The 25,839-nt window shown below is 62.1% G+C and carries 31 protein-coding genes; 19 read left to right on the top strand and 12 right to left on the bottom strand.

Annotated elements, in window-relative coordinates; genetic code table 11:
• The first annotated feature begins 75 nt into the window (after window positions 1-75).
• Window positions 76-1,086, top strand: coding sequence for a LacI family DNA-binding transcriptional regulator (locus tag LDZ21_RS21790; protein WP_309774958.1), 1,011 nt, complete (start codon window positions 76-78; stop codon window positions 1,084-1,086).
• A gap of 29 nt (window positions 1,087-1,115) precedes the next feature.
• On the opposite strand, the gene LDZ21_RS21785 is transcribed toward LDZ21_RS21790, so the two are convergent.
• Entirely contained in the window at window positions 1,116-2,405 is a 1,290-nt protein-coding gene (locus LDZ21_RS21785; protein ID WP_244796003.1) for an MFS transporter, read from the bottom strand.
• Window positions 2,406-2,793: 388 nt separating this feature from the next.
• Here LDZ21_RS21785 and LDZ21_RS21780 point away from each other — a divergent pair, with 388 nt between their 5' ends.
• Together LDZ21_RS21780 and LDZ21_RS21775 are read left to right on the top strand one after the other, a co-directional pair.
• Window positions 2,794-4,749, top strand: a complete 1,956-nt coding sequence (locus LDZ21_RS21780) for a methyl-accepting chemotaxis protein (protein WP_244796001.1) — start codon at window positions 2,794-2,796, stop codon at window positions 4,747-4,749.
• 368 nt (window positions 4,750-5,117) lie between these two features.
• Window positions 5,118-5,375 (top strand): hypothetical protein, encoded by a 258-nt coding sequence (locus LDZ21_RS21775; RefSeq protein WP_035960173.1) that lies wholly within the window; start codon window positions 5,118-5,120, stop codon window positions 5,373-5,375.
• A 27-nt stretch (window positions 5,376-5,402) separates the two neighbouring features.
• Here LDZ21_RS21775 and LDZ21_RS21770 read toward each other — a convergent pair whose 3' ends face one another.
• The 3 genes from LDZ21_RS21770 to LDZ21_RS21760 all read right to left on the bottom strand — a co-directional run bounded on the left by LDZ21_RS21770 (window position 5,403) and on the right by LDZ21_RS21760 (window position 7,345).
• Entirely contained in the window at window positions 5,403-5,747 is a 345-nt protein-coding gene (locus LDZ21_RS21770; RefSeq protein ID WP_244795999.1) for a response regulator, read from the bottom strand.
• A gap of 84 nt (window positions 5,748-5,831) precedes the next feature.
• The gene (locus LDZ21_RS21765; RefSeq protein WP_244795997.1) at window positions 5,832-6,626 is read right to left on the bottom strand and encodes an EAL domain-containing protein; all 795 of its coding nucleotides are present in this window, start codon (window positions 6,624-6,626) and stop codon (window positions 5,832-5,834) included.
• Window positions 6,627-6,709: 83 nt separating this feature from the next.
• On the bottom strand, window positions 6,710-7,345 hold the full coding sequence (locus LDZ21_RS21760; RefSeq protein WP_244795995.1) for a hypothetical protein: 636 nt from the start codon (window positions 7,343-7,345) through the stop codon (window positions 6,710-6,712).
• A gap of 271 nt (window positions 7,346-7,616) precedes the next feature.
• On the opposite strand from LDZ21_RS21760, the gene LDZ21_RS21755 reads away from it, so the two are divergent.
• Both LDZ21_RS21755 and LDZ21_RS21750 read left to right on the top strand, forming a co-directional pair.
• A complete protein-coding gene (locus tag LDZ21_RS21755) occupies window positions 7,617-7,820 on the top strand; it encodes a cold-shock protein (protein WP_008347993.1) in 204 nt (67 codons plus the stop codon).
• Window positions 7,821-8,027: 207 nt separating this feature from the next.
• Window positions 8,028-8,471, top strand: coding sequence for a hypothetical protein (locus tag LDZ21_RS21750; RefSeq protein WP_244795994.1), 444 nt, complete (start codon window positions 8,028-8,030; stop codon window positions 8,469-8,471).
• 218 nt (window positions 8,472-8,689) lie between these two features.
• Here LDZ21_RS21750 and LDZ21_RS21745 read toward each other — a convergent pair whose 3' ends face one another.
• Entirely contained in the window at window positions 8,690-9,457 is a 768-nt protein-coding gene (locus tag LDZ21_RS21745) for a sulfite exporter TauE/SafE family protein (protein WP_244795992.1), read from the bottom strand.
• Between the two features lie 81 nt (window positions 9,458-9,538).
• Here LDZ21_RS21745 and LDZ21_RS21740 point away from each other — a divergent pair, with 81 nt between their 5' ends.
• Window positions 9,539-10,423 carry a LysR substrate-binding domain-containing protein gene (locus tag LDZ21_RS21740; protein ID WP_244795990.1) on the top strand — a complete coding sequence of 295 codons (885 nt, stop codon included), beginning with the start codon at window positions 9,539-9,541 and terminating at the stop codon, window positions 10,421-10,423.
• On the opposite strand, the gene ppk2 is transcribed toward LDZ21_RS21740, so the two are convergent.
• Window positions 10,424-11,488, bottom strand: coding sequence for a polyphosphate kinase 2 (gene ppk2, locus LDZ21_RS21735; RefSeq protein ID WP_244796713.1), 1,065 nt, complete (start codon window positions 11,486-11,488; stop codon window positions 10,424-10,426).
• Window positions 11,489-11,563: 75 nt separating this feature from the next.
• Entirely contained in the window at window positions 11,564-11,785 is a 222-nt protein-coding gene (locus tag LDZ21_RS21730; RefSeq protein ID WP_244795989.1) for an HP1242/YdcH family protein, read from the bottom strand.
• A 240-nt stretch (window positions 11,786-12,025) separates the two neighbouring features.
• Between LDZ21_RS21730 and LDZ21_RS21725 the strand changes: the two genes are divergently transcribed.
• The 3 genes from LDZ21_RS21725 to LDZ21_RS21715 all read left to right on the top strand — a co-directional run bounded on the left by LDZ21_RS21725 (window position 12,026) and on the right by LDZ21_RS21715 (window position 15,030).
• Window positions 12,026-12,334, top strand: a complete 309-nt coding sequence (locus LDZ21_RS21725; protein ID WP_244795987.1) for a hypothetical protein — start codon at window positions 12,026-12,028, stop codon at window positions 12,332-12,334.
• Between the two features lie 290 nt (window positions 12,335-12,624).
• Window positions 12,625-13,998: a sigma-54 dependent transcriptional regulator gene (locus LDZ21_RS21720; RefSeq protein WP_244795985.1), complete on the top strand. Its 1,374-nt coding sequence runs from the start codon at window positions 12,625-12,627 to the stop codon at window positions 13,996-13,998.
• A 150-nt stretch (window positions 13,999-14,148) separates the two neighbouring features.
• Window positions 14,149-15,030 (top strand): isocitrate lyase/PEP mutase family protein, encoded by an 882-nt coding sequence (locus LDZ21_RS21715; RefSeq protein ID WP_244795984.1) that lies wholly within the window; start codon window positions 14,149-14,151, stop codon window positions 15,028-15,030.
• Window positions 15,031-15,051: 21 nt separating this feature from the next.
• On the opposite strand, the gene LDZ21_RS21710 is transcribed toward LDZ21_RS21715, so the two are convergent.
• Window positions 15,052-15,351, bottom strand: a complete 300-nt coding sequence (locus LDZ21_RS21710; protein WP_244795982.1) for a DUF4148 domain-containing protein — start codon at window positions 15,349-15,351, stop codon at window positions 15,052-15,054.
• Window positions 15,352-15,574: 223 nt separating this feature from the next.
• On the opposite strand from LDZ21_RS21710, the gene LDZ21_RS21705 reads away from it, so the two are divergent.
• Window positions 15,575-15,868, top strand: coding sequence for a DUF1330 domain-containing protein (locus LDZ21_RS21705; RefSeq protein ID WP_244795980.1), 294 nt, complete (start codon window positions 15,575-15,577; stop codon window positions 15,866-15,868).
• A 45-nt stretch (window positions 15,869-15,913) separates the two neighbouring features.
• Here LDZ21_RS21705 and treA read toward each other — a convergent pair whose 3' ends face one another.
• Both treA and LDZ21_RS21695 read right to left on the bottom strand, forming a co-directional pair.
• Window positions 15,914-17,554 (bottom strand): alpha,alpha-trehalase TreA, encoded by a 1,641-nt coding sequence (gene treA, locus LDZ21_RS21700; protein WP_244795978.1) that lies wholly within the window; start codon window positions 17,552-17,554, stop codon window positions 15,914-15,916.
• A gap of 327 nt (window positions 17,555-17,881) precedes the next feature.
• Window positions 17,882-19,042: an aldose epimerase family protein gene (locus LDZ21_RS21695; protein ID WP_404980710.1), complete on the bottom strand. Its 1,161-nt coding sequence runs from the start codon at window positions 19,040-19,042 to the stop codon at window positions 17,882-17,884.
• A 145-nt stretch (window positions 19,043-19,187) separates the two neighbouring features.
• Here LDZ21_RS21695 and LDZ21_RS21690 point away from each other — a divergent pair, with 145 nt between their 5' ends.
• The 5 genes from LDZ21_RS21690 (at window position 19,188) to LDZ21_RS21670 (ending at window position 23,183) form a co-directional block, all read left to right on the top strand.
• Entirely contained in the window at window positions 19,188-19,364 is a 177-nt protein-coding gene (locus LDZ21_RS21690; protein WP_244795977.1) for a hypothetical protein, read from the top strand.
• A 102-nt stretch (window positions 19,365-19,466) separates the two neighbouring features.
• Window positions 19,467-22,103: a PAS domain-containing hybrid sensor histidine kinase/response regulator gene (locus LDZ21_RS21685; RefSeq protein WP_244795975.1), complete on the top strand. Its 2,637-nt coding sequence runs from the start codon at window positions 19,467-19,469 to the stop codon at window positions 22,101-22,103.
• 40 nt (window positions 22,104-22,143) lie between these two features.
• Window positions 22,144-22,353, top strand: coding sequence for a hypothetical protein (locus LDZ21_RS21680; protein WP_244795973.1), 210 nt, complete (start codon window positions 22,144-22,146; stop codon window positions 22,351-22,353).
• Between the two features lie 54 nt (window positions 22,354-22,407).
• On the top strand, window positions 22,408-22,665 hold the full coding sequence (locus LDZ21_RS21675) for a hypothetical protein (protein WP_244795971.1): 258 nt from the start codon (window positions 22,408-22,410) through the stop codon (window positions 22,663-22,665).
• 65 nt (window positions 22,666-22,730) lie between these two features.
• Entirely contained in the window at window positions 22,731-23,183 is a 453-nt protein-coding gene (locus LDZ21_RS21670) for a YaiI/YqxD family protein (RefSeq protein ID WP_244795969.1), read from the top strand.
• On the opposite strand, the gene LDZ21_RS21665 is transcribed toward LDZ21_RS21670, so the two are convergent.
• Window positions 23,180-23,491: a hypothetical protein gene (locus LDZ21_RS21665; protein ID WP_244795968.1), complete on the bottom strand. Its 312-nt coding sequence runs from the start codon at window positions 23,489-23,491 to the stop codon at window positions 23,180-23,182. The genes LDZ21_RS21670 and LDZ21_RS21665 overlap by 4 nt on opposite strands.
• A 118-nt stretch (window positions 23,492-23,609) precedes the next feature.
• On the opposite strand from LDZ21_RS21665, the gene LDZ21_RS21660 reads away from it, so the two are divergent.
• From LDZ21_RS21660 to LDZ21_RS21645, 4 genes are all read left to right on the top strand, one after another.
• On the top strand, window positions 23,610-23,876 hold the full coding sequence (locus tag LDZ21_RS21660; protein WP_244795966.1) for a DUF6566 family protein: 267 nt from the start codon (window positions 23,610-23,612) through the stop codon (window positions 23,874-23,876).
• 62 nt (window positions 23,877-23,938) lie between these two features.
• Window positions 23,939-24,082 (top strand): hypothetical protein, encoded by a 144-nt coding sequence (locus LDZ21_RS21655; RefSeq protein WP_160174704.1) that lies wholly within the window; start codon window positions 23,939-23,941, stop codon window positions 24,080-24,082.
• A gap of 92 nt (window positions 24,083-24,174) precedes the next feature.
• Window positions 24,175-24,483, top strand: coding sequence for a hypothetical protein (locus LDZ21_RS21650; RefSeq protein WP_244795964.1), 309 nt, complete (start codon window positions 24,175-24,177; stop codon window positions 24,481-24,483).
• Between the two features lie 71 nt (window positions 24,484-24,554).
• A complete protein-coding gene (locus LDZ21_RS21645) occupies window positions 24,555-25,139 on the top strand; it encodes a peroxidase-related enzyme (protein WP_244795963.1) in 585 nt (194 codons plus the stop codon).
• A 96-nt stretch (window positions 25,140-25,235) separates the two neighbouring features.
• Here LDZ21_RS21645 and LDZ21_RS21640 read toward each other — a convergent pair whose 3' ends face one another.
• A complete protein-coding gene (locus tag LDZ21_RS21640; RefSeq protein WP_309774968.1) occupies window positions 25,236-25,763 on the bottom strand; it encodes a YdcF family protein in 528 nt (175 codons plus the stop codon).
• Between the last annotated feature and the right edge of the window lie 76 nt (window positions 25,764-25,839).

The raw sequence follows: 25,839 nt of genomic DNA, 5'->3' as shown, positions 1-25,839 counted from the left end.
CAAAAAACGTTTCAGCGGCGTCGTTTTCTGAGACAATCCGAAAACATTGGAAAAGCGCGAGAAAACGTTACCTCGATGAAGAAAATGTCTCCGACCATTCGCGACGTCGCCGCTGCAGCGGGCGTCTCGGTCGCAACGGTCTCCAAGTACATCAACGGCGCCCAGCGTTTCTCGGCGCCGGTCGAAGCGCGGCTCAAAGAAGCCATCGCTACGCTCGGGTATCGGTCGAATCCGCTCGCGCGTTCGATGATCACCGGCCGCACGCGCACTATCGGCCTCACGATTCTCGATATCAGCAATCCGCACTTCACCAACGTGGTCAAGGGTGCGAACCGTATCGCGCTGCGTCACGACTACACGCTGCTGCTCGTCGATATCGACGAACAGCAGGCACGCGAGCGGCCGTTGATCGAAGCCCTCTCGCAACGCGTCGACGGACTGATCGTAAGCTCGCGCTTGCCCGACGAGGAGGCGCAATGGATGCTCGACCTCGGCAAGCCCGTCGTGCTGCTTCGCAATGCCGAGGCGCTGCCGATTCCGAGCGTCGGCATCGACAATCGTCTCGCTTCGCATATGCTCGCGCGGCATCTGCTGAACCTGGGGCATCGGCATATTGCATACCTTGGCTTCGGCCAGGCGCGCATCAACGATGAACGCATTCGCGGCGTGCGCGAATGCCTCGAAGAAGCCGGCCTCGAACTCGATGTTCACGATGCCCACGCGCCGACCGCGCTCGCTGGCGAACATGCGTGCTCGCGGGTGATGCTCGGCCCGAAGCGCCCGCAAGCGGTGATCTGCTACAACGACTTGATTGCGCTCGGGTTCATGAAGGAAGCCGCGACGCTCGGCATCCGCGTGCCTCAGGATGTCTCGGTGACGGGCATCGACAACGTGCCTTACGGCGCATACGCCGCGCCGGGTCTCACCACCATCGACATTCAAAGCGAGCGGATGGGCGAGCTCGCCATGCAAAAGCTCATCGACGCACTCGCCGGCCATCCGGACCCCGGCAACTCCATGTTCGAGCCCCGCCTGATCGTGCGCGAATCGACCGCCGCGGCTGCGGCCCGGACTGCGAGTGCGTGAAGCGCGGCGCATGGCGTCGATGCTCGCGATCAGGCGTTGAGCTTCGCGGGCGTCATCTTCGGCGTGAGGACGTGCATCACGCCGAACGCCACGAGATACGCCAGTGCGCCGATTGCGAAGAGCGCCCAGTATTGACCCGTGCGCTGCAGGACCTGACCGATTACTTCGGAGAACAGAACGCCGCCGATCGAGCCCGCCATGCCGCCGATGCCGACGACCGCCCCGACCGCGCGCTTCGGGAACATGTCCGATGCCGTCGTGAAGAGATTCGCCGACCAGCCCTGATGCGCCGCCGCCGCAAGTCCGACGATGGCCACTGCCACCCACAGATCGTGCACTTGCGAAACGAATGCAATCGGCAACACGCAGCATGCGCAGATCAGCATGGCAGTTTTGCGTGCAGCATTCACGCTCCAGCCCGAGCGCAGCAATGCCGATGAGATCCATCCGCCGCCAATGCTTCCGACCGTGGTGATCGCGTAGATCACGACGAGCGGCAGGCCGATATGCTGCATGTCCATGCCGCGCGATTCGTTCAGCCACTTCGGCAGCCAGAACAGGTAGAACCACCACACCGGGTCCGTCAGGAACTTGCCGACGATGAACGCCCACGTCTCGCGCTTGCGGATCAGCACGCCGAAGCCCGGTGCGCCCGCTTTGGCGTTGCCGGCATCGGCGGCGGCGGCTTCGTCGCTTTCGAGCGCGAGGTCGTCGTCATGCGCGCTGCCGTCAGGCTGGCGATACATCACAAACCATACGGCGAGCCAGACGATGCCAATTGCACCGACCATCACGAACGCCGCCCGCCAGCCGAAAGCGACAGCGAGCGCGGGGATGATCGCGGGTGCAAACACCGCGCCGATATTCGCGCCTGAATTAAAAATACCAGTTGCGAGCGCGCGTTCGCGGCGCGGAAACCACTCCGCCGTCGTCTTGATCGCCGCCGGGAAGTTGCCGCCCTCGCCGATGCCGAGCAGCGCGCGAACCATCGCGAAGCCCATCACCGAGCCGACCGCCGCGTGCAGCATGGCGGCGACGCTCCAGACGAACATCGCGAGCGCATAAGAGATGCGGGTGCCGAGCCAGTCGACGATACGCCCGAAGCACAGCAGGCCGATCGCATAGAACGCGGAAAAAGCGATCACGATGCGGCCGTACTGAACCTGCGTCCATCCGATGTCGTGCTGAAGCACGGGCGCGAGCAGACCGAGGATCTGCCGGTCCATGTAATTGATGACGGTCGCAAAGAAGAGCAACGCACACACGGTCCAGCGATAACGGCTCGCGGCCCGCGCGACGCCGACGACGGCTGTTTGCATGAAAGTCTCCGGTACGCGGCGGCGCTCGTCGGACCGCGTGTCTTGTTTCATGGACGGCGACGAGCGCCGTGGGCGCGGCGTCGTGCAAAGAGCGCGCGCCACTGTATCTTGGAAAACGTTTTTCCAAAGGATATAGCCGTTGTCTGCCGAGCGACAGCCTAGGATTTTCCCTAGTTTTTTCCTGTCTACGCGGCCCGAGCGCTTGGGTCGGCTTACGGAACGGCGGTGGCTGCGTTAATCGTTTTCTGCTGTCCTGACGCACGATGATTTTGCATGCGGCGCGCTGCATGCCGCATGCAAAACGCCAAACCTGCCGACCGTTTTCTCAAGTCCCGGTGAGATTTGCCGATAGATATCGTGATTCCGTTTCAACTCCTTGCGTCTCTACATGCCTCTTATCAATCTGGCCCGAACGAGTGTCGGGACTAAGTTCGCCGCTTTAGCCTGCACGCTGGCGGCTGTCGTCGTTGCCGCTTTTACACTTGCTGTCACCCGATCGGCGGGCGAGCAGATCGACGCCCACGCGCTCGCTCGCGTCGAGAGTCAGAACCGTTCGATCGCCACGATGATCGGTCTCTACGACACTGCAGTGAGCGCCGAAGTCTCGCGCTTCATGACGATGTTCTCGAATCGCGTGCCCGGGAATTTCGCGCTCGACGAAGCGCATACCGTCGATATCGGCGGTGTTGCGACGCCGACCATCCTTGCCGGCGATAAAGCGTTGAACGGCGATTTCTCGATTCCCGATGCCTTCCTCGCGGAAAGCGGCGCCATCGCGACGATCTTCGCCCGCACCGGCGACGACTTCGTGCGCGTGTCCACATCGCTCAAAAAGCAGGACGGCACGCGCGCCATCGGCACGCTGCTCGACCGCAAAGGCCCCGCCTACGGGCCAGTGTTCAGCGGGAAGCCGTATATCGGCATTGCGGCGCTGTTCGGCAAGCAGTACATCACCGAATACAAACCCGTGACGGACGCTTCGGGCCGCATCGTCGGCGCGCTGTTCGTCGGCGTAGACGTGACCGCCGAAATGACCGCGCTGCAGGACGATATTCGCAAGTTGACCATCGGCGAGAGCGGATATCACTTCGTCGTCGATGCTTCGAGCGGCGCGAATCGCGGCAAGCTGCTCGTTCATCCCGGCGGCGAAGGGCAGGTGGCCGACGAACGCGTGGCGCCCTTCAAGCAGATGCTCGACACACGCGAAGGCAAGCTTGCCTTCGACGGCGCCGACATCGACGGCTCGAATGCGCGCGTGCATGGCGGCGCGAAACAAGTCGTCTACATGACGGTGCCGCAGTGGAACTGGGTAATTGGCGGCGTCGCCTATCGCGACGAGTTGCTGGCGAGCGTTCATGCAAGCCGCAATCGCTTCTTGCTGCTCGGGCTCGCGGTCATCGCGGCGCTCGTCGGCGTGCTGCTTTACGCGGTCAAGCGGCTCATCGGCCGTCCGATCGATGACGTCACGCGCGCGTCCGAGCGTATTGCGGCGGGCGATCTGACTGTGCGCATCGACACTGCCCGCGAGGACGATATCGGTCGACTGATGCGCTCCATCGACGGCATCGCACAAGGGCTCGCGGGGATCGTCGCGCAAGTGCGCAGCGCTTCCGCCGACATGACGGATAGCACCGCCCGCATCGCGTCGGGCAGCAGCGACATCGCCACGCGCATCGCGACGCAGGCGGCGAGCGTCGAAGAGACGGCGGCCAGCATGGAACAGATCACATCGACGGTGCAGCATAACGCCGCGAATACCGAACAGGCGGGCAGGCTCGTGTCATCCGCAACGGACGCCGCGCGCGAAGGCGGCGAAGCAGTGGGCCGCGTCGTCCAGACGATGAACGAAATCGATGCATCCGCGCGACGCATTGCCGACATCACGTCGACGATCGAAGGCATCGCATTTCAGACGAACATTCTCGCGCTCAACGCGGCAGTCGAGGCGGCGCGGGCGGGCGAGCACGGTAAGGGCTTTGCGGTCGTCGCGTCGGAAGTTCGCGCGCTCGCGCAGCGAAGCGCGGCTGCGGTCAAGGAAATCGAAGCGCTGATCGCCGAATCGGCCGCGAGGGTTTCGCACGGCTACAAGATGGCCGAGCAGGCGAGCGGCACGATGACCGGCATCGTCGAGCGTGTGACGCGTGTGAATGCGCTCGTCGGCGACATCGGCGTGGCGTCGCGTGAACAGGCAAGCGGCATCGAACAGGTCAATAGCGCCGTCATGCTGATCGGTGAAGCCACGCAGCAGAACGCGGCGCTGGTCGGCGAGGCCGAGCAATCGACCGTGGAACTGCGTGGTCATGCCGATCGGCTTGCGCATGCGGTCAGTATGTTCCGCGTTTGATCTTTGAATTGGCTGAAAAGCGGCGTTAGAAAGCCTTGCGTGCTGCAATGCTGTCCATCGGGCGGCGGCAGCATCATGCGCAAAGCGACGCTGCGGGACTTGCGCATCAACCGACAGAAAGCCCCTGCGACGCAACGGACGATATCTGCCCGCGCATCCCTCAGGCCGGTGGGAACCCGCTGTCGAATATGGCGAAGTCATTGCAGCACGCAGCCGAAGCCATTCGATCCATCCTCTCAAGGCGTTCGCAAAGAAGGTACTGCGACGCACGCCCGATCATCCTCAGCGAGAACGTAGACGCATCGCGTCAACCAGTCGCGCGGCAGCCTACGCAGGCGTGCACTTCCCGTTCGCAGTAAACTGCATGAATGGAGAAGTGCCCTTACTGCGAGCGAATCCGCGACGAATGGGACTGTCACGGACAAACATGCCGCACCGCCATCGCACGCGCGCTGCGCCGACAGCGCATGGGTTTGCCGATGGTGCCCAAAGTCATACGCAATGAAATCCCTGCAGGCGCGAGCACCGGCGAGGTCATCACGCAGCTTTCGCGTCAGCGCCTGCGTGCGCGCCGCGCAAACGAAGAACGTCGCGCGCGCAAGGCTGCGGAAGATCAGGATCTGTGATTCGATCCAGACCAGAACGCCCAGCGGTCAGCAGGCGTTGAGCACTGCTCTGAAGCCGTCGGCGGTAAATGGCTTGAGGAAGAAACCATCGAAGTGCTCTTGCGCCTCCTTCTGGTGCCGGTCATCGCCGGTGACCGCCACGACGCACGCGAGCTTGCTTGGTCCTGCCGCGCGCAAACGCCGGCATAGATCGCGGCCATCCACGTCGGGCAGGTTGAGGTCCAGAAAGATCGTATCGTAGCTGTTGGCTGCCGCGAGCAGCATCGCCTGGTGGCCGTCGTACGCGACGTGCGCGACATGCCCCAGCGATATCGCGAGATCTCTGAAGGCATCGCAAAGTCGGACGTCATCTTCTACAAACAGGACGAGCATGATCGGTCATCCAAAAGCGTTGATTCCCTCTGCATGCAGGGGCGTTGCTCTCGCATCGCTCTTCACGCAAAAAGCGAGCCACGCTCAGGCCGCGAACGATTCGGCGTTCAGCATCGGCACGGCCGCGAAAGCTGGCTTGGCGAAGAAATAGCCTTGCATGAGCCGGACGTCATTGGCGGTGAAAAAATCGCGTTCGCCTTTTGTCTCGATGCCTTCCGCGATGACACGAATGCCCAGATCGCGGCAAATGGCGAGCACTCCGCACACGATGCGCTGCCGCACCGAATCCGTGTCGACGCCGCGTACCAGATCCATGTCGAGCTTGATGATGTCCGGCTGAAAGTCCGCGAGCAGCGTCAGGCCGGAATAGCCCGCGCCGAAATCGTCGATGGCCGTCTGGAAGCCGAACCGCTTATAAGCGCGGAAAATATCGACGAGATGCGGTCGGCTGATGATGTCCTCGCCTTCCACCGTCTCGAAGATGATCCGCTCGATCGGGAAGTCATGCTTCTCCGCAGCTTCGAACGTACTGCGGATACAGGCTTCCGGCCGATACACCGCATTCGGCATGAAGTTGATCGAGAGGAAGCCTTGCAGCCCGAGCTGCGCGGCCTGCGCGATGGCCGTCGTGCGGCAGCGCTGGTCGAAGTGGTAGCGGTTTGCTTCGCTGACCTTGCCGAGCACCGTACCGGCCGGCTCGCCTTGCGGTCCGCGCACCAGCGCTTCGTGCGCGTAAGCGACGCCCGCCGCGACATCGACGATAGGCTGGAAAGCAAATGCTAGCGCGAGTTCGGAATCGGGATCCGTCTTGCACCCTGCACAGCCCGAAGAAACCGAATGAATGGCGACTGTGCTGACAGCGCCTTGTGCATCGTTCATGAAGTCTTGTCCTGTATCTTTGTCCGATTCGGCGCGTTACAGGATGTCAACATGACCGATCATGCAAGCGCCCATCAAGCGTTTTATCGGCATGTACTCGTGGCTTCTTTAGCATCTTCGGCATGTGCGCAACGTTCGCGCATGACGGTCAAACGCACTGCATCGATACGGCCGCGTTTCGCCATGATTTCCATTGCCTCTAATGCAAATCGCGCGCCGCAGAGGGTGGCCGCTTTCGCATCGGCATCGAGTTCCAGCGCCGTCGCGCGTTGGACCGTACGCGCTCGCCATGTTGGCAACAGCAGCGCCATCAGGATGGCGAACAGCGCACCGGGAATGGATATGCGCCATAGGTCCTCTCCGGGCCATGCCGCAAACATGAAGCACGGCCCCGCGATAAGCGCAGTGACGCCGAACACGGTCTTGGTAAGATCGAAGAGAAGCGCGGTTCGTTGCGTGGCATGCCCCACTTCATGCGCAAGCACGAGACACAGCAGGGGCTCGGGCAACGCAAGGGTAGGGACGTCTACCTCGATACGATTGAACAGCGGCTCATAGCAAGGCCCGCAATGACTCGCGGCCAGTCGCACCGTCGGCGGCGCGATGCCCAGAACCGCCGCATAGCGTGCAACGAGATGCATCACGTGTTGCTCGGGCGCTTCCATATGAACAGCAAAGAAGTCATAGAGGCGGCCGCGCGTGCTGATACGGGCCTTCATCCATTCTGAACTCAACCGCGAGGTTGGTGAGTTCGACCGCCGCAGTTAATAGTTTTGTCCGTGACCGAACAGACGCCCTCAGGCGCAATGTGGAAAATTAAACCGACCGATTGCCATGCGACAGGTAATTTTCGGTTTTATGACGCCCGTGCGGCAATAAGCTAAGCAAAAACGCTTATTGGACCAAAATACCAAGGCATGGTAAAAATCAGTGTCGCTCGAAACGGCGAGCGCATCATCAACGTTTATTCGTCTCATAGGGTTTGGAAAAATGGCAACAGGTACGGTCAAGTGGTTCAATGATGCAAAGGGTTTCGGTTTCATCACGCCGGACGACGGCGGTGAAGACCTGTTTGCACATTTCTCCGAGATCCAGTCCAAGGGTTTCAAGTCGCTTCAAGAAAACCAGAAGGTGAGCTTCGAAGTCAAGCAAGGCCCGAAGGGCAAGCAGGCTTCGACGATCCAGCCGCTGTAATACGGGCGGTTTCGCATCGGTGCACGACGGCCCTTCGGGGCCGTTTGTTTTTTGCGCGCGCCATCCAACATCGCTATAAATCAGTAGAATCGCGCATCGGCCTGCGTGCCGTCGCTATGCTGGAAGCCACCTTTTCTTCGTATCCGTGTGAAGCCGCGAAGCAGTCGACTAGAATTCCGCGCCTGGGCGCGGCCAACAATAAGCGCATTGCTCGCCCTGTTCTGGTGCGTGATGTCGAGCGCGCATGGGCAATCGTTCGCCGTCAACGCACACGCGGCCCGCTTCGTGACTGCGGTCGTGATGAATGACTTCCACACGGCTCAGGCGGGCGGCGGCTACGTGTTCTCGTATGAGAAGCACGAAACAGAGTCGACGCTGACGGCCAAGCTCGAACGATGGTTCTCCGGCGCCGCGCCCGACGCGCTGCGAATGGAACCCGCCGAAAAGCAAACTCTCTTCGGCTTCTACTGGGCGGCCAGCATGATGCCCGCGAACTCGCCATGCTTCGAATCCATCGCCAATCCGTCATGCAGCGACGAGTTGTCGAAGTGGATGGCGCGCGAGTTCGCCGACGATCCGCGTTTCATTCACGCCTATGAATCGGCGACCAAGCCGCTCGGCTTACCGCCGCTCATTCGAAACGCGCGCTGACGAGCGATGTCTGCGCCGGCGGCGTCGCGATTCACGGTCGATGCAGCGATGCGGCCGCTTGCTTGGCGCCGCCTGCTCGTCGATGACTTCATCGCGGGCGTCGCGCATCCATGCGATCTTTGCGGCCACGCTTGCAAGCACGGAAAGCGCACCGATGGTCTCGAGCAGAGCAGCGATCATGATCGTTCGACAAGAAGGGTGAGGCGTCAGCGACCGGTTCAGCGATGCGAGAGCATCGGTCCATAAGTCCGCACGAAGAACGCGACCGTGATGCCCGCGCTCACGAGCAACGTCCCTGTTCTGATCAACGCCGGCGATGCGCGTCGACCCAGTTGCGCGCCGCCGTATCCGCCCGCGATCGCCGCAACGAGCATCGCGATGGTCTCGGGCCAGCGCACCGCATGCGCCACGGCGAACGTGACGACAGCAACCGAATTCGCCGCGCTGACGAGCAGCGTGCGCGGCGCGTTGAGGCTCTTGAGATCGCGGGTATCGAGCAGGCCCCATACGGCCATCATCATGATGCCGACCGCGCCTCCGAAGTAACCGCCATAGACGCCGAGCAAGAGCTGAATTGCGAGCACGGCGGGCGCTCCGATACGCCAGCGCTTGCGCAACACCTCGCCGAGACGGCGGCCGAAGGCGAGCGCGAGACTCGCGCATAGCAGCAGCCAGGGCAGCAAGAACGAGAATGTCGATGAGGATGTCGACAGCAACAGCGCCGCGCCGATCATTCCGCCGATGAGTGTCGTGACGAGCATCGCGCGCATGGGCACGGAGCCGACGGGACCGAGGCCGTCGCGATACGCCCATGCGCTGACCACGCCGCCCGGAAACAGCGCCACCGTCGACGATGCGTTCGCCTGAACCGGCGGCACGCCTGCCGCGATCAGCGCCGGCAGGCTGACGAACGATCCGCCGCCGGCCAGCGCGTTCATCGCGCCCGCAATGAATCCCGCGACGATCACTACGATAAGAGGTTCCATGCGGCAAATCGTAGCGAGCACGGCGCGCGCTTACAATCTGGCATTTCCTATGCGAGGCTTCGGCGCGACCGAAGGCACGGCATGCGTTTCGATCTCACCGACATGCGCCTGTTCCTGACCGTGATCGAACGCGGCAGCATCACGGCGGGCGCACAAGCGATGCATCTCGCGCTGGCGTCCGCGAGCGAGCGGATTGCGGGCATGGAGGCCGCGCTTGGCGCCCCGCTTCTCGAGCGAAATCGACGCGGCGTGCAAGCCACCGCAGCGGGCGAGAGCTTCGTGCGCCACGCACGCATGATTCTTGGTCAGGTCGAGCAGATGCGCGGAGAGTTGCGCACTTATGCAACGGGTCTCAGAGGCCGCGTTAAGCTCATGTCGAATACCGCGGCATTGGCCGCGTATTTACCGCCGCGCCTGACGCGGTTTCTCGCGGCTCATCCCGATCTGTCCATCGACCTCGATGAGCGGCCCAGCGCGGACATCGTGCAGGCGGTGATGGAAGGCCGCGCGGATCTCGGCATCGTCGCGGACATTACGGATCTCGGCGGAATCGAGACGCGGCTGGTGACGCAGGATCAGCTCGTCGTGGTGGCGAGTCGCACGCATCGCGTGGCGAAAGAGAGTGCGGTGGCGTTCGCCGATATCGTCGGCGAAGCGTTCGTCGGACTCGCGGATGCGGCGCTCGAAATGCATCTAGCCGAGAAGGCGTCGCGGCTTGGCAGGCAGATCAATTACCGCATCCAGATGCGAAGCATCGATAACGTCGGCATGCTGATCGAAGCGGGCATTGGCATCGCGATACTCTCGCGTGCATCGGCGCAACTGCTCGGCCGTCCCGAGCTTGCCATTGCGCCGCTGTCCGAGCCGTGGGCCGCGCGCCGGCTGCATGTGTGCGCGCGTTCCTTCGATGCCCTCACGCCGCAAGCGAACCTGCTCGCTCACGCCATCATGGCCGACGACGCCTGATTAAAAAGCGCGTCCCACGATGAGCGGATCGACGGGGCCGATCGTCCGGATGTCGCGATTTGCGTAGGGCAAGCGATGCAGCACATACCGCATGGCGTTGAGCCGCGCGCGCTTCTTGCAGTCCGACCGCACGACCGTCCACGGCGTGTCGGCCGTATCGGTATGAGCGAACATCGCTTCTTTTGCTGCGGTGTAGCCGTCCCACTTGTCGAGCGAAGCAAGGTCCACCGGACTCAGTTTCCATTGCTTGAGCGGATGAACTTCACGCTCCTTGAAGCGGCGACGCTGTTCCGCGCGGCTGACGGAAAACCAGAACTTGACGATGTGCACGCCGCTTTGCGTGAGATGACGCTCGAACGCCGGCACCTGCTGCATGAACGCGTCGTACTCCTGGTTCGTGCAGAAGCCCATCACACGCTCGACGCCCGCGCGGTTGTACCAGGAGCGGTCGAACATGACGATCTCGCCCGCGGTCGGCAGATGCTCCACGTAGCGCTGAAAATACCATTGGCCGCGTTCGCGCTCGGATGGCTTTTCCAGCGCGACGACACGCGCGCCGCGCGGATTGAGATGCTCCATGAATCGCTTGATCGCGCCGCCCTTGCCCGCCGCATCGCGGCCTTCGAACAAAATGACGACGCGCTGGCCGGTTTCCTTCACCCACGCCTGGAGCTTGAGCAGTTCCACTTGCAGCCGATACTTCTGCTTCTCGTACGCTTGCCGCGACATGAGATGCTTGTACGGATAGCCGCCGTGACGCCAGCCGGCAGATAGTTCGTCATCCTGATTCTGCCGGCGCGAGCCGGGCGCACCGACCGGCGACATGCCGTCGAGCAGATGCGCGCGCAAGGTGGCGATTTCGTCCGGCGAGAGGCCGCCCATCAACGCCTTCATCGTGTCGATGCGCGTCTCGCTGCTGTTCGATGCCGCGTTCGCCAGCGCGTCTTCCATGCTGCCGGCAATGAGTTCGTTCGCCGCATCGATTGCCTCTTGCGTCTCACGACTCTCGAATTGCGCGGGCGTCTCGACGACGCCGACGCCGCCGTCAAGGTCTTCCTTCGCCATGTCCTGCGAGGCTTTGCTCCCACGTCCCTCGGATGCGCGTGTGCTTCTCACGTTCGATTTCTCCCTATCTCTGCTTCAGGCGGCCTGCGCGGCTTTTCGCAGCACGACATACATCCTGTCCTTCAAAAGCAGCTTTTCCTTCTTGAGCGATTCGATCGTGAACGAGTCTGCGGGCGTTGCGCCGGACTCCATGTTTTGAATCTCATGGTCCAGTTGGTTGTGGCGCTCGAAGAGCTTCGAGAAGTGCCCGTCTTCGGTCTTCAGGCGAGAAATGAGGTCACGGTATTCGGGAAACATGCGGATCTCCAGTGCATGATTGCTTCAGGTCTACGTAGTACATCTTACCGATCGAAGACCGCGCTTTCGTCTTGTTTCTGCACATTGTCATGCGTGAAAACGCCGCAGCATGCCCGGGCCTTCGTCAAGCAATAAAGGCGATGCGCCGCCTAGGCACAAACCCTCCTGCCCTCAGGCAAGTGGCTTGCGCACAATGGATTGGCCTGCTGGGCGCATCGAGCGCCGATCGTGGAGGGCATCATGACAAGCAATCGCATCGCCGTTGCGTCACTCGCGCTGGGTGTAGCCGCAGTCTTCGTCGTCGAAGCCGCGCACGCCGATAACCGCGCCGCGCAGAAGCTCGGGCAGATCGGTGTCATCAACCAGACGCTGCAGCCGAAACCGCCGAAGTCGTCTCCGGGCGCGTACTCGAATTCGCCGAACGCGAATGCGCCGACCCCGGGTTACACGGGCAACACGGCGAACAGCGCGAATGGTGCCAACGCCGCAAATTCAGCGAATGCGGCCGCGAATGCGCGCGCCGGCGCAACGATGCGCAACGGCAAGTGAGCTCAGAGGGTTAACCCTCGACAGCAAGAGATGCGTCAATCAACTCGTTTAGCGGCCGAGTAAAACATTCCGCCCGCTCGCCCTTATATGGCGGCGCTTGACGTTAAATGCCTGCATCTTCACCGCAGATAAGTACGCCCGTTTCGCAAAATGTGCTCAAGCTTTTTCAATCGCAATGCTTAGACCAATGTAAACATTTAAAAGACGCATATCGTTTGCGCCGCTTTTTGCCTCGGCGATTCCAATGGATACTGTGCTTACAAACACACAAATATCTGAGAGAAGAAGCCATGTACGGGGAACCTAGAACGCTCTACTACGTCGGCCGTACCGTTTCGGAGGACTTGTCCGAACGCCTGCACGCACGCGGCTGGAAGATCGAATACGTCAATCCCGCGAAACAGGGCAAATTGTCGAGGCACGGAAAAGGCGCCGCGGCCGGCATCGTGGACTTGACGAGCGGCGAATGCGCGAAAGATATCGCCGCCCTCACCGCTTTGCTCGCGGGCTATCGCATCGGCTGGGTCGCGACGGTCGCTGCCTCTCAGGCCGACGATCCCGAACTATGCCGGCTGATACGCGACTACTGCTTCGACTACGTCACCGTGCCGTCGTCGGCGGACCGCATCGTCGATGCCGTGGGTCACGCTTACGGCATGGTCTCTTTGCACGATGCAGCCAGCAATGATCCGCTCCGGTCCGACTCTGCCGAAGGCGGCATGATCGGCGACTGCGAACCGATGAAGGCGTTGTATCGCTCGATTCGCAAAGTCGCCATGACCGACGCGCCCGTCTTCATCTCAGGCGAATCGGGCACCGGCAAGGAACTGACGGCGCATGCCATTCACGAACGCTCGGCGCGCCGTGCGCAGCCGTTCGTCGCGATCAATTGCGGCGCGATTCCTCCACATCTGTTGCAGTCCGAACTATTTGGCTACGAACGCGGCGCATTCACCGGCGCGAATCAACGCAAGATCGGTCGCGTCGAAGCGGCGGACGGCGGCACGCTGTTTCTCGACGAAATCGGCGATTTGCCGCTCGAAAGCCAGGCGAGCCTGCTGCGTTTTCTACAGGAGCGCAAGATCGAACGGCTAGGCGGCCAAGGCTCGACGCCCGTCGATGTCCGCATCATTTCGGCGACGCACGTCGACATGCAAAGCGCGATGCTCGCAGGACGTTTTCGCGCTGACCTGTACCACCGTTTGTGCGTGCTGCAGATCGACGAACCGCCGTTGCGGGTGCGAGGCAAGGATATCGAACTGCTCGCCGAGCATATGCTCGAACGCTTCCGCAAGGATGCGAGCCGGCGGCTGCGCGGCTTCTCGCCTTGCGCCATCGCGGCGCTTCACAACTACAACTGGCCGGGCAACGTGCGCGAGCTGATCAATCGAGTGCGACGCGCCATCGTCATGTGCGAAGGCCGGCAGATTCTCGCGAGCGACCTCGAACTCGGCGATTATGTCGAAGCCGCGCCGACGACGCTTGCTCAGGCACGCGAAGCGGCGGAACGGCAGGCAATCGAAGTGGCGCTGCTGCGTCACCGGGGACGGCTCGGCGAAGCAGCCGATGAACTGGGTATCTCGCGCGTGACGCTTTACCGGATGCTCACGGCGTACGGCTTGCGCGCGAAAGCGGATCGGCCGCTTCAGGTCTCGGGCGGTTAGCGCATCCGGCAAGCGCAACGGAAATAGAACGGGCTTTGGCGTTAGCGCCGAAGCTCCGTACGCTTTAACATGGCGGGCTATGGCATGCATGCACTGCACATCGGCATGGCGTGCCTCGACGCCCGATCTTCTATTTCCGGATATTCAGCCATGACCACATCTTCTTCCCGCCGCCGCGCCGCGTTCCGTGAACTGGTGAATGCACGCCGTGGCCTGCTCCTGCCGGGCGCATTCAACGCAATGAGCGCGCGCGTCGCCGCCGATCTGGGATTCGAGGCGCTTTACATCACCGGCGCGGGCGTCACCAATATGTCGCTCGGCATGCCGGACCTCGGCTTCATCGGGCTTGCGGAAGTGGCGGAACACACGACGCGCATCCGCGACGCCGTCGATCTGCCGCTCGTCGTCGATGCGGATACCGGCTTCGGCAACGCACTGAACGTGCGCCACACGATACGAACGCTCGAGCGCGCGGGCGCCGACGCGGTTCAACTCGAAGATCAGGTGATGCCGAAGAAATGCGGCCACTTCGCGGGCAAGGCCGTCATCTCGACGAACGAGATGGTCGGCAAGATTCGCGCTGCCGTGGATGCACGCGAGGACGAGAACTTTCAGATTATCGCGCGCACGGATGCCTGCGCGGTCGAGGGCTTCGATGCCGCGATCGAACGCGCAAACAGGTTCGTCGAAGCGGGCGCGGACATTCTCTTCATCGAAGCGATTGAAACGCAAGAGCAGATTGCGTCGTTGAACAAGCTCGTCGCTGCGCCGCAATTGATCAACATCGTGATCGGCGGGAAAACGCCCGTGACGGGCCGCGAAGAATTGCAGCGGCTGGGCTTCAGCCTCGTGCTGTATGCGAACGCGGCTTTGCAAAGCGCGGTGCGCGGCATGCAGACGGCGTTGGGTGCGCTCAAGGAGCATGGCAGGCTCGACGAAGATCCTGCTATCGTCGCGCCCTTTGCAGAGCGCCAGAGACTCGTCGACAAACCCCTGTTCGACGAGCTTGATCGCAAATACGCCGCAGACTAAACCATTTGCCGGCTGGTGCGCTTAGCGCGTGTACATCGCGTTCCAGTCGGCTTGCGAGACGCCGCTTCCCGACTGCGCCGTGCCATTCGACACACCGCCATAGGCGGTCGCGCCCTGACGAGCCGCGAGCTTCGCTTCGGCTTGTTGAATGGCTTGCGGGTAATGCGCCTGATCGCCGTCGCCGGCGCGATAACCGACGCTTTGCAATTCCGCGAGTTCGGCACGGACCTGGGCGCGCGTGATCTGGCTACCCTGCGCGAACGACAACGCGGGAACAACGAGAGCGGTTGCGATAACTACTGCGCGAATCGAAGACTTCATTTTCTAGACTCCAGTGATTGGGTGCTTGCCCCGTGCGCTACGCGTCGAAGCAATGAACGAAGTCTAGGCTCATCGTTTTCCCGGGTTAACCCCTAGCCAAGGAAAGCACTCTTCACTGGTTTGCGCAGAATCGGGTGCATGAAATCGAACGCGATTTTTTGCTATGCTCGCCCTCGCATCGACGCATCGCGCCAAGGCGCTCAACGACAAACAGGAGATTCAGATGGCTAAAGCATATTGGGTCAGTGCATACCGCAAGATTCATAAGCCCGAGCAAGTCGCGGAATATTCGAAGCTCGCGACGGTAGCGATCAAGGAAGCCGGCGGACGTCCGCTGGCTCGCGGCGTCGCATCGACGGTGCATGGCGCAGGCATCGCGGAGCGCACGGTGTTGATCGAGTTCGATTCGCTCGAACAGGCACTCGCCACGTTCAACGGCGACAAGTATCAGGAAGCGTTGCGCGTGCTCGGCGACGCCTGCGAGCGCGACTTCCGCGTGGTCGAAGGGCTGGAGTAAGCATCACGCGAGGCGGCGAAACGCATGCCGCCTCGCAGCGCGCGGCTATTGTCCGGGCGCGTAAAGATCCAGTAGACGCAACGTCACGCCGTTCGTCCATCCGAAGCCATCCTGCAGCGGATATTCGCCGCCCCCGCCGCCGCCCGTGCCCGTTCCTTCCACGATGTACTTCTCCACGAGCTTCTGCTGCGTGGCATAGACGTTATTCACGTCGCTGAGAAAGCGCGTGCCTATTTGCTGCGCGAGATCCCCGCGGCCGTAACGGCGCAATCCCTGCACGGCGATCCAGTGCAGCGGCGCCCAGCCATTCGGCGCGTCCCACTGTTGCGTGGTGTTATACGTCGTCGTCGTGAGGCCGCCGGGTTTGAGCAGCAAGGTCTCCACGGTACGCGCGGTGACATGCGCGCGATCCGGCCACGCCGCCCCTGCAAACAACGGATAAAGCATTGCCGCCGATGGGTTGTTGCGCGGCTGCCCGAGCTTCCAGTCATAGTCGCCGTAATAGCCGTTGCTGTTCCAGAGATACTTGTTGATGCCGATGGCGCGTTTTGCCGCCTTGCCGATGAATTCGGCGACGCATCCGAAGTCGCGCACTTCGCCGCAGCCCCGCGCTATCGTCGTTTCCAGATGGAACATCAGGCTGTTGAGGTCGATGGGCACGATCGACGTCGTGCGGATCGTCGCAAGCGTCCGGTTGTCGCCAAACCAGCGGGAACTGAAATCCCAGCCGCTTTCCGCCGCCGCGCGCAGATCGCGATACACCTCGTTCGCGGGGCGGTCATGGACGGCGCTGGCAGTCGTCACGTCCTGAAGATACGACTCGTCGCGCGGCGTGTCGCGCTCGTCCCAGTAGCGGTTGAGCACGGTACGGTCGGGCAGCATGACCACGTTGCGCACCGCGCCGCGCGGCTCGAGCGAATGCGCGCCTTTCATCCAGTACTGATACTCGCGGCGCATTTGCGGCAAGTAACGCTGATACACGCGTCCGCCTTCCTTGTGCGCGGCAAGTTCCACCATGTACGAGAAGAAAGGCGGCTGCGAGCGGCTCACGTAGTAAGAGCGATTGCCGTTGGGAATGTGGCCGATGGTGTCGATCAGATACGCGAAGTTGTCGAGCATGTTGTCGACGAGATCTTCACGGCCGGCTTCCTGAAGACCGAGCATCGTGAAATAGGTGTCCCAGTAATAGCCTTCGCGAAAACGCCCGCCCGGCACGACGTAAGGCTTGGGCATCGGGATGAGCGTGCTGTACGGCGGCACCGTCGACGTATTGCGAGTCAGCGCGGGCCATAGCCAGTTGATGTGATCGCGCAGTGTCTGGTTCGGCGGCGGCGTGATGACCTGATCGGTCGGCGGCGTGAAATACTGCGCGACGAACGCCGAAAGGCTGAAGCCCGGCACCGCGCGTTGTTGCAGGTAGAGCGCGTTGATTTGCGCAGGGGCTATTTTCGGCGTGGCATCGACGAAAGTCTTCTGGTCCGGATAAATCTGCTGCGTCTGCACGGCGACGAAAAGCTCGCCATATAACTCACTGGGCGGCGGCGGGACGACATAGCCGTTTTGCGCATCGGCATGAGCGACGCTTGCCGCGCTCAACAGAATCCACGCACCCAGCAGACGGCGCGCATCATGCGCCAGGTGCTGCGACGCATCACGCGCCTGACGATACCGCGACAGTACGATCATGTTCACTCCTTCAAAGGGCGATGACCCGGACTGGTCCCGCACGCGCCTTCCATTTTCATGGGATATGAAGCACAGCGAAGCATCGCACGTTCTCGTGGTCGGTGGCAATGGATTCGCGTCTTTGACGATCGCCTATGAAATCGCAAGCGCGAAGGGGTTTCGCGCTGCATCGACCGTTTCATTTACATTGCACGCGTGATGCGAAAGGTTGACGTAAAGCCCGCGGTCTTCTACGTTCGCAGCAGGCTTCACCGCGCATGAACCGCTCGATGACGGTACGGTCGTGTTGAGGACGACCGTATCGGTTACTCGCGCAAGCGCAGCGTGTCAACGCACGCCAAACTTCCAGACCGTGACTTCGTGATACTCATCCCCGGGCCGAAGTTCGGTGGACCGAAAAGACGGACGGTTCGGCGAATCGGGGAAATGCTGGGCTTCGAGCGCGAAGCCGTCGGTCTGACGGTATGTGGTTCCGGAAACGCCGGCCACGCTGCCATCCAGTCCATTCGATGTATAAAACTGCAAGCCCGGCTGCGTCGTATAGACATCGAGCACGCGGCCGCTCGCGGGATCATAGGCGCGTGCGGCGAAGGCAGGTTCGCCGTCGCGCTGTCCCGGCTTGTCGAGCTTGAAGTTCTGGTCGTAGCCGCGCGCATGACGCAACTGTGGAAACGACGAGCGCAGGCGCGCGCCAATCGGCGTCAGTGCGCGCAGGTCGAGCGGCGTGCCTTCGACGGATGCGATCTCGCCGGTCGGTATCGAATCGGCGCGCGTGGGCGTATACGTGGACGCGGCGATCATGATGAGCTGCCCTTCCACGCTTCCGCTGCCCTCGCCCGCCAGATTGAAGTAACTGTGGTTCGTGAGATTGACGACAGTGGGCTTGTCCGTCTTCGCGCGATAGTCGATACGCACTTCGTTATCGTCGGTCAGCGTGTACGTCACGTCGACAGTCAACGTGCCGGGGAAGCCGTTCTCGTTGTCGGGGCTGACATAGCGCAATTGCACGCCAGCGACCGTGTTGTTCTGAAACGTACGCACGACGCTCCAGAGCTTTTCATCGAAGCCGCGCGGTCCGCCGTGCAGCGTGTTGGGCGGATCGTTGATCGGCAGTTGATAGGTCCGGCCATCAATCGTGAATCGGCCTTGTGCAATGCGATTCGCATAGCGGCCAATGACGCTGCCGAAATGAATATTGCCGTTGTATCGCTCGTAGTCGGCAACGGAGCTGAAGCCGAGGACGACATCCGCGCGGCGTCCGCGTCTGTCGGGCACATCGATTCGCGTGACGATGGCGCCATAGGTCATGCAGGTTATCGACACGCCACGCGCGTTCGCGAGCGTGTATTGCACGACGGGCTGGCCTTGCTGCGTCGCGCCAAAAGGTGCGGACGTGATGGTCGCCGCATCAGTGGACAAACTGCCTGCAACAAGGAACGCCATCGATGCGGCCCAGTGTGCAGCGGCGCGCCGGGAAAACGTGGTCATAGGTGTTTGACGAGGCATGCGAAGCTCGAAGGTTCTTCGCAGCATCGACCATACCCAAGGTGTTGAGGCACGACCAGGCGTCAGGCACGCGTGATGCAACCAGCGCCCTGAGCAACACGCTCATCCAATGACAGAAGGAGTGTATATGGCCGAGTCAACCGATCGCCCGACGCCGCCCAGGCAGACCACCACGGATCCGACTACTGCGGATCGACGCCTGAGCGACGAACAAAAGCAGAACCTCACGAACGAACCCGATCCGCCACAGGAGAACAAAGGCCAGCCGTTGCCGGATCCGAACGCGGTCGGCGAAGCGGGTTGAACGCATCAAACGCACGGCCGTGCGTGCGTCTCTAAGTGCGATGTGGTATCCGTACGCAGAAAGCAACGACGCGCCGCGCCGTCAACCGCAGCAAGGACGACCATGTACGATCCTGCTCACTTTCTTCCCTCGTTCGTATGGCGGGCGGCGCGCGACGGACTCATTCAGTACGCGAATCCGTGGGCGTGCCGCTATCTGGGCCTTGCGTCTGAGGAATTGGTCGGCAGGCATTGGCGCGAATTCATTCATCACCAGGACGAGGAGCTCGTGCGCGACGCCGTGCGTCAGATGCGCAACGACACGCTCCTGAATAACGTCGACGTGCGCCTCTTGCGCGCGGACGGCGAATTCCGCTGGCATACGCTCCATCTTCAGGCGCGGCGCGACGAAGAAGCGCGCATCGCCGATACCGTGGGCGTCGCCATCGACATTCACGAATGCCGGCATGCATGGGAGCTTTACGAAGCAAGCGAGCGTCGTCTTCAACTGGCCTTCGCGGGCGCGCGAATGGGCGCGTGGGAATGGGACATGACGACGCGCGTCGTGCGCATGACGCAGCAACTCGCGGCAATGTACTCGTTTCCGGCAGGCACTGAAACCGCCATGCTCTCGGAGATTTGGGACCGCGTCGCGCCCGAGTCCCGCGAACTCTTTCAACGCAATCTCGCGCAGGCGCTGCGCGACGGCGGCCCGTTCGAATTCGACTTCATGCTCGACGGCGGCCCTGCTACCCGCCGATGGCTGCGCATGCGAGGCAACCCCGAATTCGATCCGCGCGGCACGCTGGTACGCGTCTATGGCGTGAGTTTCGATATCAGCGAACAACGCGCCGATGAAGAGCGCCTGAGCCTGAGCGAGCGGCGTTATCGCGCGCTCGTGGAATCGACGGGTGCGCTCATCTGGTCCGCCGACGCCAACGGCGAGATTCATCCGTCGAGCGGCGACTGGGAGAACTTCACGGGCGCGCGGCACGAGCGACTGGCGCGCTGGGGCTGGCTCGACTTCGTTCATCCCGATGACCGCGAGCAGACGCGCGAGGCATGGCTCGAAGCCGTGCATCAGGGCGGCCCGACGACGCTCACATTCCGCATGTATCGAAGGGATGGCGTCTATCGCATGGTGCAGGCGCAGGCGGCGCCGCTTTACGACGAGCAAGGCCATTTGCAGGAATGGTTCGGCACCACGACCGATGTCACGCCGCGATACGAAGCGCAAGCAGCGATAGAAGCACGCAGCCTGCGCCTCACGGTTGCGATGCAGGCCGCGAAGATTCATATCATTTCGCTGGAACTGGCTACGTGGTCATTGATGTTCGAGACCGTCGGCAAGCTGCGCACGGAGCCGATCGAAACGATCACGTATGAAGAGGCGCTGGCCCGCGTGCATCCCGACGATGCGCCGGCGCTCGACCGCTTCGTGCGCCGTCTTGCAGCCGGCGAAGACCCGCGCGAGCAGTTCGAATTTCGCGTGAAAGACGAACAGGCCGAGCGATGGATGCAAGGCAGCGCGCTGCTTCAGCGCGGCAAGGACGACAAGCCGCTTCGCATCATCGGCAGCCTGATCGACATTACCGAGCGCAAGCACATGGAACTGGTGCTGCGCGAATCGGGCCGCCGCAAGGACGAATTTCTTGCGATGCTCGCGCACGAACTGCGCAACCCGCTCGCGCCGCTGCGCACGGCCATCGCGCTGTTGCAGAAAGACGAAGGCGTATCCGCGCGCACGAGTGAGCTTGTCGAACTGATGCGCCGGCAAGTCGAGCACATGACGCGCATCGTCGATGACCTGCTCGAAGTGTCGCGGATCACGCAAGGGCGTATCGCGCTGAAGACGGAGCCGGTGCTCGTCGGCACGGCCGTCTATCACGCGGTCGAAGCCATCGCCGCGATGGTGGAAGCGCGCAAGCAGCACATACAGGTCGATGTCCCCGATGCGACGACCTGGGTCTGCGGCGACGTCACGCGCCTCTCGCAGATACTCGTCAACGTGCTCAACAACGCCACCAAGTACACGCCGGAGCAAGGGCAGATTTCGGTCAGCGTGAAGGCCGAGCAGGACTGGGTGTCCATCGTGATCGCCGATACGGGCACCGGCATCTCCGCCGATCTTCTGCCGAAGGTGTTCGAGCTTTTCTCGCAAGGCGAGCGCACGCTCGACCGCTCGAATGGCGGACTCGGCATCGGGCTATCGCTGGTGAAGAAGCTCGTCGAGATGCACAAGGGGACCATCACCGTGCAAAGTCCGGGGCCGGGCCTCGGCACGACCGTTACCGTGCGCCTGCCACGGCTGCATCATCACGAACGGCATTCGGCGCTCGCGCTGTCCGAAGCGGGTTCGATAGGCACGCAAGCCGCGTTGCGCGTGCTGATCGTGGACGACAATCGCGACGCCGCCGACTCTCTCGCGATGCTGTGCGAATCCGAGGGACATGTCACGCGCGTGGCGTATTCGTCCGAGGAAGCGCTGGCGGCATCGCAGTTCGAAGCCGATGTCGCGTTGCTCGATATCGGCCTGCCGGACATCGACGGATACGAACTTGCGCGCCGCTTGCGACGCAAGGGCGCGAGCGCACCGCTGCTCGTCGCGATCACTGGATATGGACAAGCGGAAGACCGCTTGCGCGCGCAATCCGCAGGCTTCGATTATCACTTCGTCAAACCCGTCAACGTGGAAAGCCTGCTGAAGCTGTTGTCTTCCCTCACCGCCGACCGCCCCGCCGGACGCACCGCGGAACGATGATTGCTTTACCCGTGTCACCGAAACTCAACGGGAGGCACGCATGGCCGAGCAACACAAACCGGGGCAAAAGGTCGAAACCTCGGGCATCTATCGAGTCGTCAGGGAAGGCGATGGCGGCTCGGCTTTCGAAGTGACGTGTGTGGAAGGCGAGCACTTTCCGCCGACACGAAGCGGCAAGGGCGCCCATTTTGAACTCGTCCATGCCGCGACGCATTCCCACAAGCACCCCGAGCTCGGCAGCGCAGGTTGATCATCACGAGAGGGCAGCGCGTCGCGTTGTCCTCGAATCGCAAGGAACATGTATATGAAACCCGAACCATCCGATCCGGTCGAGCGCGCGGACAAACGGCGCGAAGCGATCGGCGAAGGCGACGTCACGGAGAAATCGGACGGCACCATCGAGCAGCGTGAACACGGCAACATGGACGCGTCGCTCGTGCCCAAGGGCAAGGATCATCCGGAGCAAGGTCCTTATACGCCTGAGAACGATCACATCGATCCGGACGTCGACCCCGCCGCGAGCAGCGATCATCCGCGCAGCAAGCCGGACTCGGAAGCGTAGTCGCCGAACCTTGAACCGGCTGAGCGTGCGTTAAGATGCGCGCTCTTCGTTGTTCGAGCCGCCCCATGCAAATTCTCGTCGATGCCGACGCGTGTCCCGCCGTCGTCAAGGACATTCTGTTCCGCGCAGGACCGCGCGTTCAGGTGTGCGTGACCCTCGTTGCCAATCAATTTCTGCGCACGCCGCCTTCCCCTTACATCAAGGCCATTCAAGTGCCTGCCGGCTTCGACATTGCCGATGCGCGCATCGTGGAACTGACGCAGCCCGGCGATCTCATCATCACCGCCGATATTCCCTTGGCCGCTGCGGTGCTGGCCAAGTCCGCGCATGCGCTCGACCCGCGCGGAGTGTGGTTCAGCGCGGAGAATATCGAAGAACGGCTGACGATGCGCGCGATGATGGATCAGTTGCGCAGCAGCGGCGTCGATACAGGCGGCCCGTCGCCCTATAGCCCTCGCGATGGCAAGAACTTCGCCGCGCAACTCGATCGTTTTCTCGCGAGACAGCGCGCGTCCTAGGGACGCGGCCCTTCGCTGTCCGGTCCCGGCATGCGGCGATCCGCGCCCGGATTGCTCCTGTAGTGGTCCGGGAAATCCTTGCCGACGAGTGAATCGTAGTCGCCCGGCGGCGTCTTCACGATCGCATGAAGCATCTTGATGAATGCATTGCCATCGGCAAGGTTATCGACGATCACGCGCGCCGTTCGCAAGGAAATCGACTCCGTCAACGGCGGCGCATTGCCGTCGTCCAGTTTGAAGCTGAAGCGATGAATCTCCGCCGCGGACGACTCCGGCGGCACTTCGTGCGACACGATGGTAGCTCTCATATTCGTCGTGTAGTGCATGGCAATTGACGACCTATAGCAAGTCCTGCACCACGGCGCGGCGACCGGCACGTTGCCTGCTTCATCGCTTTCGAGCAGGACACCATCGAGCGGAGGTCGCATGCAAAGCGAAAAATTTTCATTCGACGGATACGACGTGACCGTCACGGCGGAACAGATCAGTACTGGCGACTGGACGCCCCGTATCGAAGCGTTCCGCGAGAACGTTCCGGTCGCGTTGCCCGATGTCGAACCCGTCGGCCCAAACTGGGCGACGCCCGATGAGGCTGTGCGGGCCGGCGTGGAGCAGGCGCGCCGGTTGATCGACCGCTATTGCCGGGGACATGACGATCAGCACACCGATGGCGGAATCGGGCGCGCTTCGTGAGGGATGCAGGAACGCGGTATGCAACATGGAGAGTCCCTACCCTCATTGCAAGGAGTAAGCAGATGCCTGAATCCAAGCTGGGAAACAAGAATCCGACTAACCCGACGAACCCTCGCAACGATCAACAGAAGGGCAAGGCGGAAGGACAATTGCAGCAGAATCAGCAGAAGCAACCGATGCATCAGGGCGGTCAACGGCAGCCGTGATTACGCTGCCGTGCAGTGACCGATTCGCGCCGCGCCGTCATGGACATGGCGGTGCGGGCGACGCACGCATCGCCACTGTCAGGAGAGTGAACATGAAAGCGCGAACGATTAAGCGACTACTGGGCGTGCTCGCGCTGGGCGTGTCGAGCGCCGTATTCGCTGCGGATGCGGGTACGCCTTCGCAGAGCGGCGGCAATGCGGGCCAGGGATCCACTGGCGGCATGCAACCGCGCACGCCGGGCGGCGGAACTGGCGGCGCCGGCGATGGCGTTCGCACGCCGGGGCAAGGTTCGTCGGGCGGCATGCAGCCGGCCACGCCGGGTGGTCAGGGTGGCACGTCGTCACAGCCGGGCGCGCCAATCAGCTCCTCTTCGGTCAGCGGCGGCAATAAAGGTCAGTGAACTCAGTAAGCGGCTTTGCGCTGCGGCATACTGCGTGATCGAGCAATACTCGATCCCATAACGGAGACAATATGCGCAGTTCGCCCATCAGCCGCTTTCCCGTTCCGAATCCAGCAGACTGGCCTGACGACATCCGCACTCGCATTCTCGAAGTGCAGGATAAGGCCGGCTTCGTGCGCAACGTCTTCTTGACGCTCGCGCATCGGCCGGAAGAGTTCCGGGCGTTCTTCGCCTATCACGATGCATTGATGCTGAAGGACGGCGGCCTCACGAAGGGCGAGCGCGAGATGATCGTCGTGGCGACGAGCGCGGTGAACGATTGCCTCTATTGCGTCGTCGCGCATGGCGCAATTCTGCGCATCTATGAAAAGAATGCGTTGCTCGCGGATCAGGTGGCGGTCAACCATCGCAAGGCGGATATCACGCCACGGCAGAAGGCCATGCTCGACTTTGCGCTCAAGGTGTGCCGCGCGTCGGGCAGTGTCGGCGAAGCCGACTTTGCGATGCTGCGAGGACACGGTTTCAGCGACGAAGACGCGCGGGATATCGCCGCCATCACTGCGTTCTTTGGCTTGTCGAATCGCATGGCGAATGTCATATCGATGCGGCCCAACGACGAGTTCTATCTGATGGGACGCGTGCCGAGGGAAGCCTGAAGCAAGCGCTTCAACAAGCTGTCGATGCACGCGTAGAGCGTGCGATTGCAAGGCGCCTTCAACGAATGACCGTTAGATGCGTATTGCGAAAGTGAATCACGCCCGCGACCATCCCAACGCCTTGAGAAGGAACAGCACCGGCCGAAACGACACCGCCTTGGCTTCCGGATTCATCGCAAGCCGCACGCGATACACCGCATACGCTGGCACTTCGCGCCACGCCGAATAGAAATCGATGAGCCGCAGCGTGCGCGGATACGTTCCGTGAATATCCATTGCCCCCGCCCGCTCGAACGCAAGCCGCGCACGCGCAAGGTGATGGCATTGACTCACGAGCATCACGCTCGACATGCCATGCGCGCGCATGTAGGCCAGCGCATGACGCGCCGTGGCGAGCGTGTTGTCGCCCTCGTTGTCGACGATGACTCGACTCGCGGGCACGCCGCGCTCGATGAGATAGCGCTGCATCGCCGCCGCTTCGTCGAGCCCTGGTCCGTCGATGCTTCCGCTGACGAAGAACGTCGTGCACAGGCCGTCGCGATGACATTGCAACGCGGCATCGAGCCTCGCCGCGAGGATGGGTTTAGGGGCGGCGGCGCCGGTCAGCGCATTGCCGAAGACCACGGCAAGATCCGCTTTGCGATAAGGCAGCCTCGCACCCGACCAGCAAACAAGAACGGCGGCAAGTAACCACGCAAGC

Source organism: Caballeronia grimmiae (assembly GCF_022879615.1).
In the GTDB taxonomy this organism is placed as follows: Bacteria; Pseudomonadota; Gammaproteobacteria; order Burkholderiales; family Burkholderiaceae; genus Caballeronia; species Caballeronia grimmiae.
The sequence above is the reverse complement of the archived record's forward strand: the minus strand, read 5'-3'. Positions and strand labels throughout refer to the sequence as shown.